This is a genomic window from Bradyrhizobium sp. URHA0013, from assembly GCF_000518345.1.
Classification (GTDB): Bacteria; Pseudomonadota; Alphaproteobacteria; order Rhizobiales; family Xanthobacteraceae; genus Bradyrhizobium.
Genome location: NZ_KI912426.1, coordinates 1060914 through 1079769, shown reverse-complemented (window position 1 = coordinate 1079769; position 18856 = coordinate 1060914). Strand labels below are relative to the sequence as shown.

Annotated in this window: 18 protein-coding genes; 14 read left to right on the top strand and 4 right to left on the bottom strand. The window is 62.7% G+C overall.

Going from position 1 to position 18856, the window contains the following annotated elements; translation table 11 throughout:
- Positions 1-111: 111 nt before the first annotated feature.
- From N551_RS0125565 to N551_RS0125555, 3 genes are all read right to left on the bottom strand, one after another.
- On the bottom strand, positions 112-864 hold the full coding sequence (locus N551_RS0125565; protein WP_035962339.1) for an outer membrane protein: 753 nt from the start codon (positions 862-864) through the stop codon (positions 112-114).
- Between the two features lie 265 nt (positions 865-1129).
- Positions 1130-1405 (bottom strand): hypothetical protein, encoded by a 276-nt coding sequence (locus N551_RS0125560; protein ID WP_027569331.1) that lies wholly within the window; start codon positions 1403-1405, stop codon positions 1130-1132.
- A gap of 445 nt (positions 1406-1850) precedes the next feature.
- A complete protein-coding gene (locus tag N551_RS0125555; RefSeq protein ID WP_245287849.1) occupies positions 1851-2369 on the bottom strand; it encodes a hypothetical protein in 519 nt (172 codons plus the stop codon).
- 322 nt (positions 2370-2691) lie between these two features.
- On the opposite strand from N551_RS0125555, the gene N551_RS36240 reads away from it, so the two are divergent.
- From N551_RS36240 to N551_RS0125540, 3 genes are all read left to right on the top strand, one after another.
- Positions 2692-2976, top strand: coding sequence for a hypothetical protein (locus N551_RS36240; protein WP_245287848.1), 285 nt, complete (start codon positions 2692-2694; stop codon positions 2974-2976).
- 277 nt (positions 2977-3253) lie between these two features.
- Positions 3254-3586 carry a hypothetical protein gene (locus N551_RS0125550; protein ID WP_027569329.1) on the top strand — a complete coding sequence of 111 codons (333 nt, stop codon included), beginning with the start codon at positions 3254-3256 and terminating at the stop codon, positions 3584-3586.
- A 428-nt stretch (positions 3587-4014) separates the two neighbouring features.
- The gene (locus N551_RS0125540) at positions 4015-4290 is read left to right on the top strand and encodes a hypothetical protein (protein WP_027569328.1); all 276 of its coding nucleotides are present in this window, start codon (positions 4015-4017) and stop codon (positions 4288-4290) included.
- Between the two features lie 145 nt (positions 4291-4435).
- Here N551_RS0125540 and N551_RS0125535 read toward each other — a convergent pair whose 3' ends face one another.
- Positions 4436-5314: a MurR/RpiR family transcriptional regulator gene (locus N551_RS0125535; protein ID WP_245287847.1), complete on the bottom strand. Its 879-nt coding sequence runs from the start codon at positions 5312-5314 to the stop codon at positions 4436-4438.
- 317 nt (positions 5315-5631) lie between these two features.
- On the opposite strand from N551_RS0125535, the gene N551_RS0125530 reads away from it, so the two are divergent.
- From N551_RS0125530 to N551_RS0125480, 11 genes are all read left to right on the top strand, one after another.
- Positions 5632-7173 carry an ABC transporter substrate-binding protein gene (locus N551_RS0125530; RefSeq protein ID WP_027569326.1) on the top strand — a complete coding sequence of 514 codons (1542 nt, stop codon included), beginning with the start codon at positions 5632-5634 and terminating at the stop codon, positions 7171-7173.
- Between the two features lie 79 nt (positions 7174-7252).
- Positions 7253-8197, top strand: a complete 945-nt coding sequence (locus N551_RS0125525) for an ABC transporter permease (RefSeq protein WP_027569325.1) — start codon at positions 7253-7255, stop codon at positions 8195-8197.
- A gap of 11 nt (positions 8198-8208) precedes the next feature.
- Positions 8209-9054 carry an ABC transporter permease gene (locus tag N551_RS0125520; protein ID WP_245287846.1) on the top strand — a complete coding sequence of 282 codons (846 nt, stop codon included), beginning with the start codon at positions 8209-8211 and terminating at the stop codon, positions 9052-9054.
- A 3-nt stretch (positions 9055-9057) separates the two neighbouring features.
- Complete coding sequence (locus N551_RS0125515; protein ID WP_027569323.1) at positions 9058-10032, top strand: ABC transporter ATP-binding protein; 975 nt, start codon at positions 9058-9060, stop codon at positions 10030-10032.
- Positions 10029-10994, top strand: coding sequence for an ABC transporter ATP-binding protein (locus tag N551_RS0125510; protein WP_027569322.1), 966 nt, complete (start codon positions 10029-10031; stop codon positions 10992-10994). The genes N551_RS0125515 and N551_RS0125510 overlap by 4 nt, the downstream gene beginning before the upstream one ends.
- Before the next feature lie 326 nt (positions 10995-11320).
- Positions 11321-12571: an ABC transporter substrate-binding protein gene (locus N551_RS0125505; protein ID WP_007593010.1), complete on the top strand. Its 1251-nt coding sequence runs from the start codon at positions 11321-11323 to the stop codon at positions 12569-12571.
- Positions 12572-12700: 129 nt separating this feature from the next.
- On the top strand, positions 12701-13528 hold the full coding sequence (locus N551_RS0125500; protein ID WP_027569321.1) for an AraC family transcriptional regulator: 828 nt from the start codon (positions 12701-12703) through the stop codon (positions 13526-13528).
- A gap of 200 nt (positions 13529-13728) precedes the next feature.
- Positions 13729-14739 (top strand): branched-chain amino acid ABC transporter permease, encoded by a 1011-nt coding sequence (locus N551_RS0125495; protein ID WP_027569320.1) that lies wholly within the window; start codon positions 13729-13731, stop codon positions 14737-14739.
- Between the two features lies 1 nt (position 14740).
- Positions 14741-15874 carry a branched-chain amino acid ABC transporter permease gene (locus tag N551_RS0125490; protein WP_027569319.1) on the top strand — a complete coding sequence of 378 codons (1134 nt, stop codon included), beginning with the start codon at positions 14741-14743 and terminating at the stop codon, positions 15872-15874.
- On the top strand, positions 15867-16649 hold the full coding sequence (locus N551_RS0125485; protein ID WP_027569318.1) for an ABC transporter ATP-binding protein: 783 nt from the start codon (positions 15867-15869) through the stop codon (positions 16647-16649). The genes N551_RS0125490 and N551_RS0125485 overlap by 8 nt, the downstream gene beginning before the upstream one ends.
- Positions 16642-18855: an ABC transporter permease gene (locus tag N551_RS0125480; protein WP_027569317.1), complete on the top strand. Its 2214-nt coding sequence runs from the start codon at positions 16642-16644 to the stop codon at positions 18853-18855. Before N551_RS0125485 ends, N551_RS0125480 begins: the two co-directional genes overlap by 8 nt.
- The last annotated feature ends 1 nt before the right edge of the window (position 18856 follow it).

The following is an 18856-nucleotide window of genomic DNA, read 5'->3' as shown; positions in this document are numbered from 1 at the left end:
GGCGGTCCGGTCGATCGCGCCGACAGGCGCTGACTGGCTTGCGCGGTACGGCCACAAAAATGAGGGCCGACATGACTGCCGGCCCCCTGAAGACGTCAGACCCTGGAGAGCTCAGTACCTTGCGACGACCGGGTTGGCCCCGCCGAAGCGGTAGTTGAAGCGCACGGTGAGCATATCGACGTCCTGGGTGATCCGGTCGTTCACAAAAGCGGCAAGGCGCGGATCGGCGACCGTGAACGAATTATTCCGGTGCCCCATGAACAGATGATCGTATTCGAGCCCCACCGACCAATTCGGGGTGAAGCCGTACTCGAATCCAACACCAATGACGCCACCCCAACGGGTCGCACTTTGCGCGGCGAGTTCGACGCCGGACGCAGTATCAAGGACGCTCAGCCGGTTGTCTGTCACCGCCGCGCCGCCCTTCACGTAGAGCAGTGACGCATTCCAGGCGTAGCCGATCTGGCCGGTGAAGAGGCCGATGGCGCTCGTTTTGGCGCGCGTGGAGAGCGTCGGATCGAACAGGCTGACGCGCTGGTTACTGAGATCCGCCCAATCGCCCTGAGCCTCCAGACCAAACACCCACTGGCTGGCCTGCCAGCGATAGCCAAGCTGGCCACCGATGACGCCACCGGATCGATCGCGGCAGCCGGAAGCGACGGCGACGCCGGCCGCGTCAAGGAAATCCACGCAGTTGTGGTTCTGCGCCCAGCCACCATTGCCGCCGATGTAGAACCCCGTCCAATTGTAGATCGGAATAATCGGTGCCGGAGGCGGCGCCTTCACGGCCATATCGGCAGCCATGGCGGGTCCCATGGCCAACGCCACCAGGCCAATTGTTGTCAGCAGAAGTCTTTTCATCATGCTCTCTCCTTGCCGGCCGCTTTTTGATTGCTCGAACGGCGGCTTGTTGCATTGCAATCATCCCCCAACTTCCAGCTGAAACTCTACGGGCGAGGCCGCAAACTCCACGTGCCAAAATGGCAACACTCAAGACATTTCGAACCAGGCTTCGGTTTGCCTCGCCCGCGGAGTCGAACGACTTGCGCCAGTATCCGAATTGGCCGAAAGGCAGCCGTCCGCTCCGAGTCACCTCCAGTCATCCGCATCAACCACCGTGATGGCCCGCCTATTTCTCCGGGTCGCGCTTGGCATCGGGGCCGGTAATCTCGTCGCCTCGGCCTTGCTCGATCCAGGACGGAATGTCGCTCGAGGGAATCAACCGTCGCGGCAAAAAAGGATTGAGCGTGCCTGCGAACACGATCAATCCCTCGTTGAATTTCTCTCGCGCGAAGGTCCGCGCCTCGGCTTCGCTCTCGAATGTGCGCGTTTCCCGGGGACTTCGCCGCTTCGGCAAGGTCCCGCGCTTGTGCACCTCGAACGTGACGTACCAGGTTTGCGGCATCCGCCAGCTTCCGGATCTCAATCAAGCGGACATCTGTCGGCAAATGAAGATCGGTAAGATCATGTGACGTCCTAGTTGCGCCGCTCTCGCGGCGCTCCGTGCGCCCTCTCGGCCTTTCCTGACGGCGTTCAGTCTGGCCCCGTGCGCTGTTCCTGACGCCGCTCGTGGCGGGCTCCCCGCCTCTCCTGGCGTCGCTCCATGCCGATCGTCTGCGCCGGCGCTTCTGTTCCGAACAGGAACGTGCCGGATGTCGCCAATCCGAGTACAGCGGCCCATCCGAGCAACGAAAACGCCTCGCGACGATCGACCCGTCCAGACCTTAACGTTTCACTCATGTCAGTTACTCCCGATCTTGAGGACGTTTGATTGGGCAATGCCTCGACGTGCGCTCGTTGACAGTATCATGGCGGGCGCCCCACTCCGAAGATGCGACCATCGGAGACGCTCACCAAACCTGGTTACCAAACCAGCCGTACTGCGGCGGCCGCGCGACGAGCCGGATATTTTTTTCGATGTGCCTCCTCACAATTTTGTTTTGACGCTGCGGCTTCGCATCAGCCTTTGCCGACGAACGCGCTGGCGGTCGTTCGGCATCGAGCGGTCCGAGCTGAGCAAAGGCCTCGCGAACGCGCGTCTGTTGGAAGTCGGCGCCCGGCAGGGCACCAAGCTCGACCTTGGCGATGTCGGTTGCGACAATCGTGGGCCGGCTCGTGTCGAGAACGACCCGCTCCGGCAATTTCCAATCGGAATGGATGCGGATGGTGGCGGAGCGCGCAGCTTCACCGCGTACGGCAGGCCGATCCGGCACCAGGGCATCCGCAACGAAGAGCATCGCGAGCAACGTACCGCCGACATAGAACAGATATCGCGAGATGGGCATCGTCAGCGCCATTGCCGCCGCAGATCTTCGTCTGGCAAGCAACGGCCCACGGCGGCAGAATTGGCGCAGCAATGCAACCTGCATGGACGTGGTAGCCTAAATCGACCCGCCGTTGCGTCAGCCGCGGCGCGCCCCTGGTGAAGTACTTGCTGAGGCATGGCGGCACTTAGTCGGTAAGCGCATGCACGCTGCAGCAAGGCTAATGTTCACCGCGTCCGAACGCGGCTTCGCTTGAGCCAGATCAACGAATTGAATTGTCCCAAACAGGGCCTCGCGTAGTGCCGCACGGCTTGGTCAGTGTCAGTGACATGCCCTTTGGTACGATGGCCGGGAGGGCAATTGCAGAGATGCAGCAGGCAAGGCAGAATTCTCACCGCGTACATCGAGCTTCTGGCAGGGAGGGCCGATGATGAGCCAATTCGAACTGAGCTCGCGTGCAGCACTTTGCCGGCAGCTTGCAAGCGAGGATCCGACAAACCAAACGGCCTGGATGGCCGAGGCAAGAAGCTGGTCACGCCTGGCGGCCGAGGCGCTTCCTGATGAGCACCGATGGAAAGGCGGTATCACCGCCCGGCTATTCTTCGCCTTCAACAAATTGGTCGCGGCGCAACACGAGCCTACGCCGGCAGAAATGATGAAGAGCAGATCCAAACGCGTCATGCCGTCTCGGAGCTTGTCACCGACGGCCTGACGCATTCGAGCGAGAAGCGTTCGCACGATGGCATTTTTGGCTCAAGTGTGGAGAGAGCCGGCGCACCACGTGACAGCATGCTTTCCGATGCGACCCGGCGGGCTGCACTCGACGTCAAAGCGTCGTCATCCAGATTCCCTTAACGCGATCCGAACTTGACCCGGTAAAATCGAAGACGAAGCAGATGCGATTTGTTGAATCCCTTGATCTAAAGCAAGCCACGGCCCTGGTGCTGCGTTGGTCTTATGACGTTGAAGTTCATTTTTGGAGAAGGTCCATGAACTCAGCGAGCGCAAGGAAGATTGCCGCTGCTGTCGCCGTCCTCGTATGCGGCACGACGTTGTCCATCGGCTGGAACGACCAAGGCGGAATTTCGCTGCAGGTCGACAAGGCGCAAGCGGCGACGCGATTATACGTCACTCCCTATTATCGCGGTCACTACTACACGAATGACGGTCTGCCCTGGTACGCGGTGCGAGCCTATTATTTTGGCGGACCGTGGAGCTACGGCTATAGCGGCTGGACCGACTATGCGGCGCGCAACGGCATCGGTTGCGTCCCAGGCTCGTTGGTGAAGGGCGGCGAAGGCATCATGTACGTGTGCCAATAGAGCTTTATGATGGCGCGATGGACGGCGCTCATTAAGCCGCCTCTCGCGCTAATCTGCGCTCAGGAGGTGACGGCTGAGGGGAGGATACCATGACCTATGTTCTGGTCGTCATCAGCTGGCTTGGCGTCGCGAATGGCGCCGTCATATCGACACAAGAATTTCAAGCGCAGAGCGTTGCGAAGCAGCCCGGACGGCGCTGATGGAATACGCGAAAGCGCACAGCAGCGACGAGACACTCAGGCCGCTCTGCATACAGAAGTAAAAAAGCGGCGAAAAGGGTGACGCATGTACCCGAACCCGACTGAATCGTTCTGGTGTTTCGCTTTCGCTTAACAGCTTCACGATTCGACGGTTCCTTGATCTTGATCAATGGTCCGAGCGCCAGTCCGTGGAGCGATCCAAATTCACTCTCACAGGCGGAGACTATCATGAAGCGTGGTTTGGTCACAAAGCTATCACTCGCGGTTGCCGTGGTCGCCCTCGGAGTGTCCGGCTCGATCGACTGGTCGGCGGAGGAAGGCCTTTCGCTCTCGCTCGGCCGGGCTGAAGCACGAGTCGGGCGGCCCTTGACGCCCGTATCAGTCGCCGGCGTAGCACGGCGCACCACCAGGCGCGCGGTCGTCGGCGGCGCGGCAGTCGGTGCAGCCGCTGTCGGCACGGCATGTGTCCGCGTGCTGGTCAATGGCAGCTACGTCTGCCGCTGATAGCCTTCGTTGCCGGCTTTGAACACCGCATCCTGCCGGATGGTTTTTCTGCGGGATGTGCGGTTCAGGTTTCACAGCGCGATTGATGTTGCCACTTGCGAGCGGCATGCACCGACCAAATCCTCATTGGGCCACTGTAAATATTTCAGTCCCCCAGCGGCCCTTTGGCGTCCCCGTCGCTCCCCTTCAGCAACTCGTATTTGATCCGCCGCATGCGGGCCTGGGCTTCGAGCGGCTTGCAATAGGCGGTTGACGCTGCGAGCAGATCGATGGTGGCGAGAAATGCATAGCGCGACGCGGTCGGCTTAAGCGCGTCTGGCGCTTCGGGCACGTGCACGCCAAGCGCAATATCGGCGATTGAGGCCAGCCTGCTTTGCGGCTTTGTAATTGCGACGACCAAGGCGCCGTATTGCTTGGCGATAGTGGCTGCCTCGATCACTTCGTTCGCCGCACCGGTGGTCGAGATGGCAACGACGACGTCATTCCGCCCGAAGGTCGCGGCGATCATGCGCATCAAGCTCGGATCGGAGGCATGCGAGACGGCGATCCCAAGACGAAAGAACCGGTTCTGAACTTCCGCCGCCGCAAGAGTGGAACCGCCCCCCACCCCGAACGCAGCAAGCTTCGAACAGCGGGAGATCGCTTCGGCAGCCCTCTCGATGTCGTCCTTGCGAAGTCCCTCCTCGGCAGCGGCAATTGCACGACGAATTTCCTGAAACACCGACCGCCAGAGCGCGGGGCGTGCCAGATCGGTCCCGAGATGCGGGGGAGGCTCAACGTAAATCCGCCCAACCGCCATTGCTTGAGCCAGCCTCACCTTGAGATCGCGGACGCCCCGGCAACCGACGGAGCGGCTGAACCGGGTTACCGTCGGCTCGCTGACGCGCGCCCGACGGGCCAGCTCGGAATTGCTGGCGTGAACGGCAAATTCCATATCGGCCAGCAGCACCGTGGCAACGCGCTGCTCCGATGGACTGAGGCTTGGAGCGCTCTGCCTGATAAGGGAGATGATGTCGCCGGCCACGACATTGTCGTCGCCCGACGGCTTCGAGATCGCTGCACCAACGGCTCTCGCCGGATGATTTCGCTTTGCACGCGCCATTGCTTGCCCTTCCCCAGGTCAGATCCACCTGCGCCCTTGGCGGGAAGCTGCCGTAAGAAACCTTCAGCATCGACCAAACGTATATCGGCATGCCCCATCAAGAATAGCATTTTCCGCTTGATAATTGGCAAATTTTGTATGTAACTTTCAAACAACCAATAGCGTGCCAGCAGCCCAACTGCTGAAAGGCACATCCCCTGCACCGGGAAGCAGGCGGTCAGCAAGGCGGGAGGGCGATCATGAGATACGGTCCAAGTGTCTTGATGCGTGGCGTCGTGGGGCTGGCCACCGCGTCATTCTTGCTTGCACAGGCCAATGCCGCCACGCTGCTGCGCGAAGCCACCATCGGAGAACCGCCGCCGCTCGATGTCATGCTGACGACAGCCGACGTCGCATCGGTCATCGGCCGCCACATCTTCGAGACCCTGTATGCGCTGGATTCGACCTATACGCCGCGTCCGATGCTGGCCGAGAGCGATCGCACGGAAGACGGCGGTCGGACCATCGTCATCAAGCTCCGCGAAGGTGTCCTCTTCCACAACGGCAAGGAGATGACCGCCAAGGACGTGGCCGCCTCGATGACGCGATGGGGCAGTTTCGGTGCCCGCGGCAAGCTCCTGATGGCGGCGGCTACGTCGGTTGAGGCCACCGGACAGTATGAAGTCACCCTGAAATTGTCCGCGCCGAACGGCGCCTGGAAGGCTCTCATTGCGGACGTCAATGGCGGTCTTGCGATTTATCCGGAAGACATAGCCGCCAAAGCGGGGAACCGGCCGATCGAGCAAAAAGAATATATCGGCACCGGGCCTTACAAGTTCATGGAGTGGCGGCCGAACCGCTATGTCGAGGTGGAGAGGTTCGAGGGCTACAAGCCGGTGAAGGAAAAGGCCGACGGCTTCGCCGGCGCCCGCGTTGCGAGCTTCGACAAGATCCGTTTCATTCCGGTGCCAGACGTCGGCACGCGCGTGAGCGGCGTGCAGGCGGGCGACTACGACTATGCGGAAATGATCTCCGGTGATCTGTACGAATCCCTGAGCAAAGATCCATCGGTTCAGGTGCAGCGTACCAACGCGCCGATCTTCGGCCTGTTCTTCATGAACTCGAAGCAGGGAATCCTGAAGGACAATTACAAGCTCCGTCGCGCTATCCAGACCGCGCTGGACAAGTCGCAGGCGCTGCGCGTCGCCTTCGGTCCCAAGGACCTGTGGAATGCCGAAGGATCGATCTTTCCAAACGGCACACCCTGGTACTCGAGCGAAGGCGTCTCCAATTACAGTGCGCACGACCCGAAGAAGGCCAAGGAGCTCGCAAAGGAGGCGGACTACACGGGGACGCCGATCCGCCTGCTGGTCTCGACGAACTACCAGGCACACTATGACGAAGCCTCCGTCTTCACCCGCCAGCTGGCCGACGCCGGGATCAATGTTCAGATGATGGTCGTCGATTGGGCTACCCTTCTGAAGATGCGCGGCCAGCCGGAACAATGGGACATCTTCGTCACCCACCATTCCTTCGCGCCCGACCCGCTGCTGCTCACGTTCTTGAATGCGAGCTATCCCGGCTGGTGGGACAGCCCCGAGATCGGCTCGCTTCGGACAGAGTTGATCAACACGACCGATCCAGCCGCGCGCAAGTCGACTTGGGGCAAGATCCAGTCGCTGATCTATGAGCAGGTACCGGTGATGAAAGTAGGCGATGCCTACACCTATGACATTGCTTCTCCCAAGCTCAAGGGGCTCAACCCAAACGGCCCCGTGTTCTGGAATGTGTCCACGAAATAAGGACGGGCAATGAGGCCGCGAAGACTGTCGAGCGCCGGCGCCGGCGCGCATCGTTGCAGCTGACCAGGCGCTCAATCACATGTGGTCTTACGCATTCAAGCGCGCAGCAACGACGGCGGTGACGCTGCTGGCAGCGTCCATCATCATCTTCGCGTTCATCCATATCGTGCCGGGTGACCCGATTTATGTTCTGCTCGGTGACACCGCGACCCCCGACCAGATCGACGCCTTGCGACACCAGCTCGGTCTCGACCAACCGATTATCCTGCAATATCTCACTTGGGCCTGCCATGTGCTCGAGGGCGACCTCGGGCGGTCGATCTTCTTCCAGGCGCCCGTGCTGTCGGTAATTGCCGATGGCGCCGAGACCAGCACTTTGCTCGCCACCATGACGATGATCTGGGTTGCGGTCATCGGGGTGCCGATCGGCATGATTGCGGCGGTCCGGCACGGCACGTGGCTCGATCAGGGATTGTCCGGCGGGGCGATGCTGATGGCCTCGATACCCACGTTCTGGGTCGGGCTCTATCTGATCCTGATCTTTGCCGCCTGGCTCGGTTGGTTTCCGAGCTCCGGTTATCCGTCGATCTTCGAAGGTGGTGTCCTCAATCTCCGCTATCTCGTCCTCCCAAGCCTGGCGCTTGCGGCTCCGAATGCCGCTTTGATCCTGCGGCTGACGCGCGCCAGCATGCTCGACGTCTCCCGGGAGGACTACGTGCGCACGGCCCGTGCAAAGGGAATTCGGCCGTGGCAGGTCGTGCGTCGCCACATCTGGCGTAATGCACTCCTGGCGGTCGTCTCGGCCTTCGGCTTCACCTTCGCCGCACTACTGTCCGAAGCGGTGGTGACCGAAACCGTGTTTGCCCTGCCCGGCATCGGTCGCCTCGTCGTTCAGTCGATCCTTCGCCGAGACTACCCTGTGATCCAGGGCGTCATCCTGGTCATCGTGGTGGTTTATCTCCTGATCAATCTGATCGTCGATCTGAGCTATCGTCTGCTCGATCCGCGGGTTGAACTTCAATGAGTAGCAACAGCGTGACATTGTGGCTCAAGCCGTTCATCGCCCGCCCGATCGCGCTGGCCGGGCTCGGGGTTCTTCTGGCGACTGTGCTCGCCGCGGTCTTCGCACCCTGGCTGTCGCCTTACGATCCGTATGCCATCGATCCCCTGATCCGTCTGACGCCGCCGAACGTGACCCACTGGTTTGGCACCGATCAATTCGGCCGGGATACCCTGTCGCGCACCATTCATTCAGCACGCATGGCGCTTCTGATCGGCTCCGGCGTGGTCGTCTTCGCTCTCGCGACAGGCGTTCCCGCCGGCGTACTCTCCGCTCTGTTCCCGCGGCTGGGTCACCTGCTGATGCGCATAGTCGACGTGCTGATGGCTTTCCCGACTCTGCTTCTCGCACTCGGCCTGATTGTCATCTTGAGCCCGAGTGTGGCCACCGTCATTCTGGCCATCGGGATCGGCTACATGACGACGACGACCCGCATCGTCTATGGACTGACACTGCGCTTGCGCGCGGAAACCTACGTCGAGGCGTCTCGCAGCATGGGCGCCGGAGCGGCGTGGCTCATCAGTCGGCACATCTTGCCGAACCTGGTCTCACCACTTCTCGTGCAGGCCAGCTTCGTCTTCGCGTTCGCGCAGCTCGGCGCGGCTTCACTCGACTTCCTGGGCCTCGGCGCCCCGCCGGACATTCCGAGCTGGGGCAATATGCTGGCGGAATCGCGGACCTTCATCACGCGCGCTCCGTGGCTGCTCTTCTTCCCGGGCATGATGATCGTGGCGACGGCATTTTCTCTGAACCTAGTCGGCGATGCATTGCGCGATCGACTCGATCCGCGGTTCCGTCAAGTCTTCGGTGAGAAGGGTTAGGCCGTGCTGACAGTTTGCGACCTTACGGTGTCAGTGGGGCCGGAAACCGCGCCGGTCGACATCGTCGCGGGCGTGTCCTTCGGATTGGCCAAGGGCGAGATCCTTGGTCTCGTCGGCGAGTCCGGTTGTGGAAAGAGCATGACCTCGCTTGCGGTCATGGGATTGCTGCCGCAGCCCGGTCCTCGGGTCCGGGCCGGGCGGGTCCTGTTGGAGGGCTGCGACGTAACGCAGCTGCAGCCCTGGCAACGTGTCGAAGCCGGCCATGGCCGCATGGCAATGATCTTTCAGGAGCCGATGACCTCACTCAACCCGGTCCGTCGGATCGGCGATCAGATCGCCGAAGCCGTACGCGTGCATGAGGGAATTTCGGGCGCAGCGGCGCTCGTCCGCGCTCGCGAGCTGCTCGAACTGGTCCGCATGCCCGACCCCAAAATGCAGCTGTCCGCGTATCCACATCAGTTGTCGGGAGGCCAACGCCAGCGGGTCATGATCGCGATTGCGCTGGCCTGCAGGCCACAGGTGCTGGTCGCCGATGAACCGACCACCGCGCTGGACGTCACCATACAGGTTCAGATTCTCGGGCTCTTGCGCGAGCTCTGCAATCGGCTAGATATGGCGATATTGTTCATCACCCACGACATGGGAGTCATTGCGCAGCTCGCCGATCGCGTTGCTGTCATGTACGCCGGCCGGATTGTGGAAACCGCGGCAGTCGATGCGCTGTTCAGCGCACCCCGTCATCATTACACCCGCGGACTGATGGATTGCATGCCGTCGCGAAATTCCGGCGCGCGCCGGCTGCCTACAATTTCTGGTCAGCCGCCGCTGCCAGGTTCGGTCGCTGCTGGCTGCGTGTTTGCCTTGCGTTGCGCAGCGGTACGCGATGAGTGCCGCGTGGCGACCCCGCCTCGCCTGGAGGCCTCCCAAGGGCACGAGGTGCTCTGCGCATTTCCACTGGCCGGCGGGGAGCTGCCATGAGCGGCAATGCCATCCTCGACGTCCGGGACATGATGGTCTCGTTCAGTGCCAGGCGAGCCGGTCGGAAATACCGGGTGCAGGCGGTGGATGGTGTATCGCTGTCGCTGGCCGAAGGCGAGGTCCTCGGGATTGTCGGCGAGTCCGGCTGCGGCAAGACCACGCTGGGCCGCACCCTCGTCGGGCTGGTCCAGCCCGACAGCGGCAACATCAAATTGAAGGGAACCGAATTGATCGGAGCCGGCGGCTCCGGCCTCCGTGAGAAGCGTCTAAGTGTTCGAATGGTTTTCCAGGATCCCAATGCATCGCTCAACCCGCGGCGCGCAATTGGAGATTCGGTGGCGGAGGCGGCCGACATCAGCGGCTTCTTCAAGAGCCGCGCCGAGCGAAGCGCGGCCATAGCTGCCACCTTGACGGCCGTCGGGTTGAACCCCTCTTTCGCCGCTCGCTATCCCTACGAGCTGAGTGGCGGGCAGCGGCAGCGGGTCGGAATCGCACGCGCCATTCTTCCCACCCCGTCCATCATCGTTGCCGACGAGCCGGTCTCGGCCCTCGACGTTTCCGTGCAGGCGCAGGTGCTCAATCTGATGATGGATCTGCGTGACCAGTTGGGACTGTCGATGCTCTTCATCTCGCACGACCTTGGCGTGATCGGACAGATCAGCAGCCGCGTTGCTGTCATGTATATGGGCCGGATCGTGGAGCAGGCCGGGACGCGGACGGTCCTCGATTGTCCGCTCCATCCCTATACGCGCGCGTTGGTGGCAGCAATTCCGAAGCCCGATCCATCGAAACGGATCCAGGGTGCGATCGAAATGGGTGAACCGCCAAGTCTCTTCACGCGACCGCGCGGTTGTGCGTATGCGCCCCGCTGTCCAATGGCCAGCGATCGCTGTCTCGTCGATGTGCCACAACTTCGATCCGTCGGTGCGGACGGTCGGACAATCGCCTGCCACAACGTATAACCAGCGAGTGCCGCGCGCGGCGAAATCACGCAACGCCTACGATTGATTTCTCCTCTATTCGAGCGGCCGCAGTCGCAACCGCCATGCGGCTGGCCGGTGCCAATTCGGGAAGCCTGACGCCTGTTGCACCGCGATGTTAATCGCGACGCAACATTCAAAATGAGACTGCTCGTTAAACCGCCCACGGCTCCGACACGTGCACTGCATCCGAGTTCGGATAGCCTCCCTTTCAAGAACCGTTGGCCTTGTCCGAACGCCGCACCGCGCGGCGGACGCGTCAGGGCGCGGTGAAAAACAGCGACAAAGAACGCCCTGGGAGGAGAGCAATGTTGAAAGGCAGTCTAGGACTGATCGCGTTGAGCAGCCTGTTACTTTCAGGCACCGCCTTCGCACAGGAGAAGATCAAGGTCGGCGTCACCGCGACGCTCGAAGGTACCTACACCGTGCTCGGCGAGGACGGTATCCGCGGCTTCCAGACGGCCCTCAACGTGCTCGGCAAGAAGGTCGGCGACAAGGAACTCGAATTTGTCATCGCTTCGACCGACGCGACGCCGGACTCCGCCGTGCGAGCCGTGCGCAAGCTGATCGAGCAGGACAAGGTACAGATCCTGCTGTCGCCGCTCTCTGGCGACGAAGGCATCGCGGTCAAGAATTTTGCAAAGACCCATCCCGAACTGACCTTCATCAATGCCGCCTCCGGGGCCCAGGAAACGACCTATGTCGATCCCGCTCCGAACTTTTTCCGCTACAACATGGACGGGGCGCAATGGCAGGTGGGCCTCGGCAAATACGCTTATGACCAAAAGAAGTATCGCAAGATCGCGACCGTGGGCGAAGACTATTCCTTCATCTATACGCAGGTGTTCGGCCTCGTGCTCGAGTTCTGCGGTGCTGGCGGACAGGTCACCAACCGGCAATGGGTGCCGCTCGGCACCAAGGACTTTGCCTCGGTTATCGCCGCACTGCCCGACGACGTCGACGCAATCTATCTCGGCCTCGGCGGCGCCGACGCCGTCAACTTCCTGAACCAATACCAGCAGGCCGGCGGCAAGGCGCATCTGATGGGCGGCTCGATCATGATCGACCAGACCATCCTGTCGTCCAAGGGAAACGCCAAGAATGCCCTGATTGGCACGCTGGCCGCGAGCGGCCAGGCCGACACCTGGGAGAACCCGAGTTGGCAGAAGTTCGTGAAGGACTATCAGGACGCCTTCCCGCCCAACAAGCGCTTCCCGAGCCCATCGCTGCTCGCCACCAACTATTATGGCTCGACAATGGCGCTGATCCTGGCGCTGCGCCAGGTCAACGGAGATCTCTCCAACAATCAAGCCAAGTACAAGGAGGCCCTTGCCAAGATCGAACTCGACGCACCCAACGGAAAGATCAAGCTGGACTCCAACCGCCAGGCGATCGGCACCAACTTCGTCACCGAGGTTGTCGACGACGGCAAGGGCGCGCTGTTCTCAAAGGTCGTGAACGTGATCCCGAACGTCAACCAAACCCTGGGCTACGATCCCGCGGTGTTCGCCAAAATCGGTTTACCGAGCCGCACAGTACCGGAATGTAAGAAATACTGACCTAGTCTCATTCGCGAACGTGGACCGGCCGGGGAGAGATTTGCCAGAAGCGCGACACGTGCGCCCTTGCATTCTCTCCCCGGTTGTTGAACGCTACCAAAAAATACAAGAGCTTTTGGGAGGAGAGGCATGAGCCGGGCGCTCGCCGTCTTCCACGGCCGCTTTGGTCGGGCGACGGTCTATCAGTTGAACCGCCCTTTCAACATCCACGCACATCGCGAAGGTCATTTGATCTTCCATGTCGGCGGGCGTTCCGCATGCATCGATGTCAGCGACGGACGCTACGAGCTCACCGAAGGGTCCGTCGTCGCGGTCAATCCGTGGGAGCCGCATAATTTCTTGCCGTCCGATCTCGAAGGCGGCGCCGTTTTCTTCGTGCTCTACGTCAATGCCGAGTGGTTTGCGCCCGATGCGCCCGGCGCCGACCGCCTGCGCTTCGGCCGCACCCAGTTCACGCGGTCCGTTGCGCTGGACAAGCATATCAGGCACGCAGCCGCCCTCGTGTGCGGCGCTCCCTCGCTCAACAGCCTCGATGGCGAGCTGAGAAGCCTGATCGACATCTGTTACGACGAAAGCTGGCAACAGGCGGCGACCGCGCGCGATCCACGCGCAAACGGCTCCGTCACGGATTTTCGCGTTCGCAAATGCATCAAGATGATGTCGGAGAGTCCTGGCGCCGAGATCGAGCTCGACACCATCGCGCGCGAATCCGGCCTGTCGCGGCCGCATTTCTACCGGCTCTTCCGCACCCAGACCGGCGTCACGCCACACCTCTATCTCAATACGCTGATGATGGAGCAGGCACTGGAGGCGCTGGTGGCGAGCGAAGCGCCGATCGCTGATATCGGCTTCGATCTCGGCTTCTCATCGCAGAGCGGATTCACCCGCTTCTTCGCCGCCAACGTCGGCATGGCGCCGACAGATTATCGCCGCGCGGCCAAGGTTTTGCGCGCCTGAGGCCACGCGAAAAGATACTCACGATCAAGCGCCTCCCTTACAGCCGCATTAGGATGCGCCAAACGCGGTCCCGAAACGAGGATCGCGCGCGATAGGGAGCGCACGTGCATGGCAGGGCTTGCGGCCGGCAACGGTCTGCGTGCCCCTTCGCTCCGCTTGCGGGGCGAGAGATGGGGTGACGTGAAGACGGAGCGGCGATCATGACCCGCTTTGTCGAACGCCATCCCGCCTGGGCACTGATCGTCATCATCGCGATCGCGTTAGCACTCTGGCTGATTTTCGCGGTCTGGCCGCAGGGCGTTGAAGATGCGTTCGGCCGCAAGCGGGTCTTCCTCAACGCTCTGTTCAACGGCATCACACTCGGCGGTCTCTATTTCCTCGTCGCCAGCGGTTTTACGCTGATCTTCGGCCTGATGCGCAACGTCAACCTCGCGCACGGCTCACTCTATTTGTTCGGCGGCTATGTCGGCTACGCCATCAGCGCCGCGACCGGTTCATGGGTCCTCAGCTTCATCGTCGCTTTCATCCTGACGGCACTGGTCGGCGTCCTGCTCCAGGTCCTCGTCTTCCGCCGCATGGAGGGCCAGGACCTGCGCCAGACCATGGTGACGATCGGTCTCTCGATCGTGTTCGCAGATTTGATGCTGTGGGCCTGCGGCGGCGATTTCTATCAGATCCAGACCCCGAACTGGTTGATCGGACCTGTGGAGCTGCCGCTGGTCACCGCGGTCAAATCCTCAGGCGAGCCGGTCTATCTCCGCTATCCCATGGTCCGACTCGTGATCTTCGCCGCCTCCGTCGTGATCGGCGTGGCGATGTGGCTGGCGCTCAACCGCACGCGCATCGGCATGATCATCCGCGCCGGGGTCGACGATCGCGACATCCTGGCGGCGACCGGAGTGCGGATCCAACTCGTTTTCGTGGTGGTGTTTGCGCTCGGCGCCGGCCTCGCCGGCGTCGCCGGCGTCGTCGGCGGAACGTTCCAGTCGCTCTCGCCCGGCGAGGATATCCGCTTTCTGCTCGCCTCCCTCGTCGTCGTGATCGTCGGCGGCATGGGCTCGATCCCGGGGGCTGCGCTGGGCGCGCTTATCATCGGCCTCGCCGAGCAGCTCGGCTCGGTCTACATCCCAACCTACGCCATCGTCGTGACCTTCCTGATCATGGTTCTGGTGCTGGCAGTTCGGCCGCAGGGCCTGTTGGCGAGGGGCTGACATGTCCCTCGCCCACGACGCCCGCGTCCCGGTTCGTCCCACCGCTGCTGTGCAACGCTCCAGATTGCGCGGATGGCCGGAGATCGACAATCCGGCGGCCTGGACCGTCGCGGCCATTCTCCTGATCATGCCCCTGATCGCCAACGGCTTCTTCCTGATCGAGATCTTTGCGACCACGCTGATCCTCGGAACCATGGCGCTGAGTCTGATGTTTCTTGCCGGCTATGGCGGCATGGTCAGCCTGATGCAGCTCACCATCGCCGGTTTCTCGGCCTATATGGTCGCGGTGTTTGGCGTCAGCGGTAACGCCAATATCAGCCTGGGCTGGCCGTGGTGGCTTGCGGTCCCGATGGCGCTCGCGCTCGCGACCATCTTCGGCACGCTCGGCGGCGCGCTGGCGGTACGCACCGAGGGCATCTACACCATCATGATCACGCTCGCAATCGGCGCGGCGTTCTATTATTTCACCAACCAGAATTGGGCGATTTTCAACGGCCATACCGGCATCAATACCGTTGCCACGCCGCATTTCTGGGGCGTCAACTGGCGTGCCGACATTCCCTTCTATTATATCGTCCTCGCGGTAGCCGCGCTGTGCTACTTCGCCGTGGACTACATCTCCCGCGCACCGTTCGGCCTCGCGCTGCAAGGCGTACGCGACAATCCCCGCCGCATGGCAGCGCTCGGCTTCAACGTCAATGCGCATCGCGTTGCGGCCTACGCCTTCGCGTCCTTCGTCGCGGCGCTGGCTGGGGTACTCCAGGTCTGGAACTACCGGCAGATTTCGCCGGGATCCGTGAGCGTTGGAGCGTGCATCGATATCCTTATCATCGCGATCGTCGGCGGCATCACGCGCCCCGTCGGACCCTTTATCGGCGCGCTGATCTTCGTGCTGCTGCGCACCTTCGCACTCGACTTCCTGGTCAAGCTGGGGCTCGACGGCAACCGCTTTCGGCTCCTGATCGGCCTCGGCTTCCTCGCCATCGTGTTCTGGTCCTCCGACGGCGTCATCGGGCTCTGGCAGAGCTGGCGGCGCCGCCAACGCTCCGGCGCGGCAAGTTCAAGTGGACGACATGGCCGAGAACTTGGCCGAGACTCTGGCCAAGGATCCACCCAAGGATCCCGCCATGGATAGCGTCGCGCAACGCCTCTCTGTCGTGGGCGCCGGCGCGGCGCTGGAGCTGCGCGGCGTGACGCGTCTGTTCGGCGCGCTCGCGGCGCTCACCGACATCACTATTACCGTCCGCCCCGGCGAACGGCGCGCCGTGCTTGGCTCCAACGGCGCCGGCAAGACCACGCTGTTCAACTGCATCACCGGCGACTTCCCACCCTCTTCCGGCACCATCCGCTTCTTCGGCGAGGACGTCACGCACTTCCCGCCCTATGAGCGCATCCGCCGTGGCCTGCGCCGGACTTACCAGATCTCCGCGCTGTTTCCCGGCCTCACCGTCCAGGACAATGTCTACCTCGCCTGCCGGGGCGTCTCACGCGGGCGCTTCTCGTTTCTCCGCCCCGGTCAGAACGATGCGTTGATGCACGCAGCCGAAAATCTCGTGCAGGCCGTCCATCTCTCGGGCGTGAAGGATCAGCGCGTTGCCGAGCTCGCGCATGGCCAGCAGCGCCAGCTCGAGATTGCACTTGCGCTTGCCGGCGCGCCGCGATTCGTCCTGTTCGATGAACCCGCCGCGGGACTGTCGCCGACCGAGCGTGCCGAGCTGATCGAGATATTGATCTCCCTGCCCGCGCATATCGGTTACATCATCATCGAGCACGACATGGACGTGGCCCTGCGCGTCGTCGAGAGCGTCACAATGATGCACAACGGGCGGATCTTCAAGGAAGGCCGTCCGCAGGAGATCGAGTCCGATCCCGAAGTGCAGGAGCTTTACCTCGGAGGCGGCCATGAGTGAGGTCCGCCGTACCGCCGCCGCGCTCGAAGTCCGCGGCCTGGACGTCTATTACGGCCATTCGCACGCGCTGCAGGGCGTGGACCTGACGCTCGAGGCCGGCGTGTTCTCGGTCGTCGGCCGCAACGGCATGGGCAAGACCACGCTATGCAAGGCCATCATGGGGCTGGTGCCGGTCAGCGGCGGCTCGATTCGTATCCGCGGCGATGACATCACCCGGCAGCCGCCCGCCCACATAGCCCGACTCGGCGTCGGCTACGTTCCGCAGGGACGGCGGCTATGGCGTTCGCTCAGTGTCGACGAGCATCTGCAGCTTGCCGCCGGCTTGCGCCGCGGCGCCTGGACGGTCGAGCGCATCTACAAGACGTTTCCGCGGTTGGCCGAGCGCAAGGATCACGGCGGCGGCCAGCTCTCCGGCGGCGAACAACAGATGCTTGCGATCTCCCGCGCGTTGCTCACCAACCCGCGGCTCCTGATCATGGACGAGCCCACCGAGGGGCTCGCGCCGGTCATTGTGGCCCAGGTCGAGGAGATGCTGCTACGGCTTGGCGAGGACGGCGAGATGTCCGTGCTCGTGATCGAGCAGAATATCGGCGTGGCGACGGCCGTGTCGGGTAACGTCGCGATCATGGTCAACGGCCGCGTCAACCGCATCATCGATTCGGTGCGGCTTGCCGCCGATCGCGAACTGCAGCAGCGCCTGCTCGGTGTCGGAATGCACGCCGGACTCGAGCTCGACCTCGACGTGCCGCCGGCGGATACGGAACCGAAGCCTTCTCCGCAGCAGACGCGGCCAGGCGGCGCGATCCGCATCTACATGTCCAACCCGACGCCGCCGACACGCTGGTCGCAACCGGTGCCGATCGCCCGCATCGAGGCTGCGGCCCGCACGTTCTCGACACAGGTGATGCGTCTCGACGAGACGGCACGACGCCGGCGCGAACCGGTCGCGGCACAAACGCAGGGCTCTCCGGTCGTGCTCGTCGTCGGTACGCTCGACACCAAGAGCACCGAGCTCCGCTTCATCCGCGACATCATCGCCGGGACCGGCCTGCGAACCCGACTGGTCGATGTCTCCACCAGCGGCAGGCACGCGACCAGCGACGTCTCCGCCCAGGAGATCGCCTTGAACCATGGTCGCGGCGGATCGGCGGTATTCGGACCCGACCGCGGCGCCGCCGTCACCGCGATGGCCGAGGCCTTCGCCAGCTGGCTGCGGCGCCAGAGCAATGTTGCCGGCGTGATTTCGGCCGGCGGCTCGGGCGCAGCGTCACTGGTCGCGCCCGGTATGCGGACCCTTCCTGTCGGAGTGCCGAAACTTATCATCTCGTCCGTCGCCTCCAGTGACGTCGGGCCCTATGTCGGCCCCGCGGACATCACCATGATGCATTCCGTCGCCGACGTGCAGGGCCTCAACTCGATCTCGCGCGCCGTGCTGGCCAACGGCGCCAACGCGCTGGCCGGCATGGTCAAGGCGCGCCTTGATCAGCATGCAGGAAAGGATCGGAGCGACAGCGGATTGCCGTCGGTCGGCATCACCATGTTTGGTGTCACTACGCCGGCGGTGCAGAAGATCGCGGCCGACTTGCGCGAAGATTTCGAGTGCCTGGTTTTCCACGCCACCGGCGTCGGCGGGCGCTCAATGGAGGCACTCGTCGATTCCGGGCAGCTTGCAGGCGTCATCGACCTCACGACCACGGAGGTCGGGGACCTCCTGATGGGTGGCGTGTTCCCGGCGACCGACGACCGCTTCGGCGCCATCATCCGCAGCCGGGTGCCTTATGTCGGCTCGGCGGGCGCGCTGGACATGGTGAATTTCGGCGCGCCCGAGACCATCCCGGAGCGCTACCGCGGCAGGAAATTCCACGTCCACAACCCGCAGGTTACCTTGATGCGGACCACGGCGGAGGAGAACGAGCGCATGGCGCACTGGATCTCCGATCGACTCAACCGGATGGACGGCCCGGTGCGCTTCTTCCTGCCCGAGGGCGGCGTCTCCGCGCTCGACGCGCGAGGACAGCCGTTCTGGGATCCGGACACCGATGCGGCGCTGTTCCGCACGCTTGAGCGCAACGTGCGGCAGACCGCCAACCGTCAGCTCATCCGCGTTCCCAAGAACATCAATGACCCCGAGTTCGCCTCCACCATTGTCAGCGCGTTCCGAACACTGTTCGGCCGCACTGGGGCGCGCCGGAGACTAGCGAGGTGAC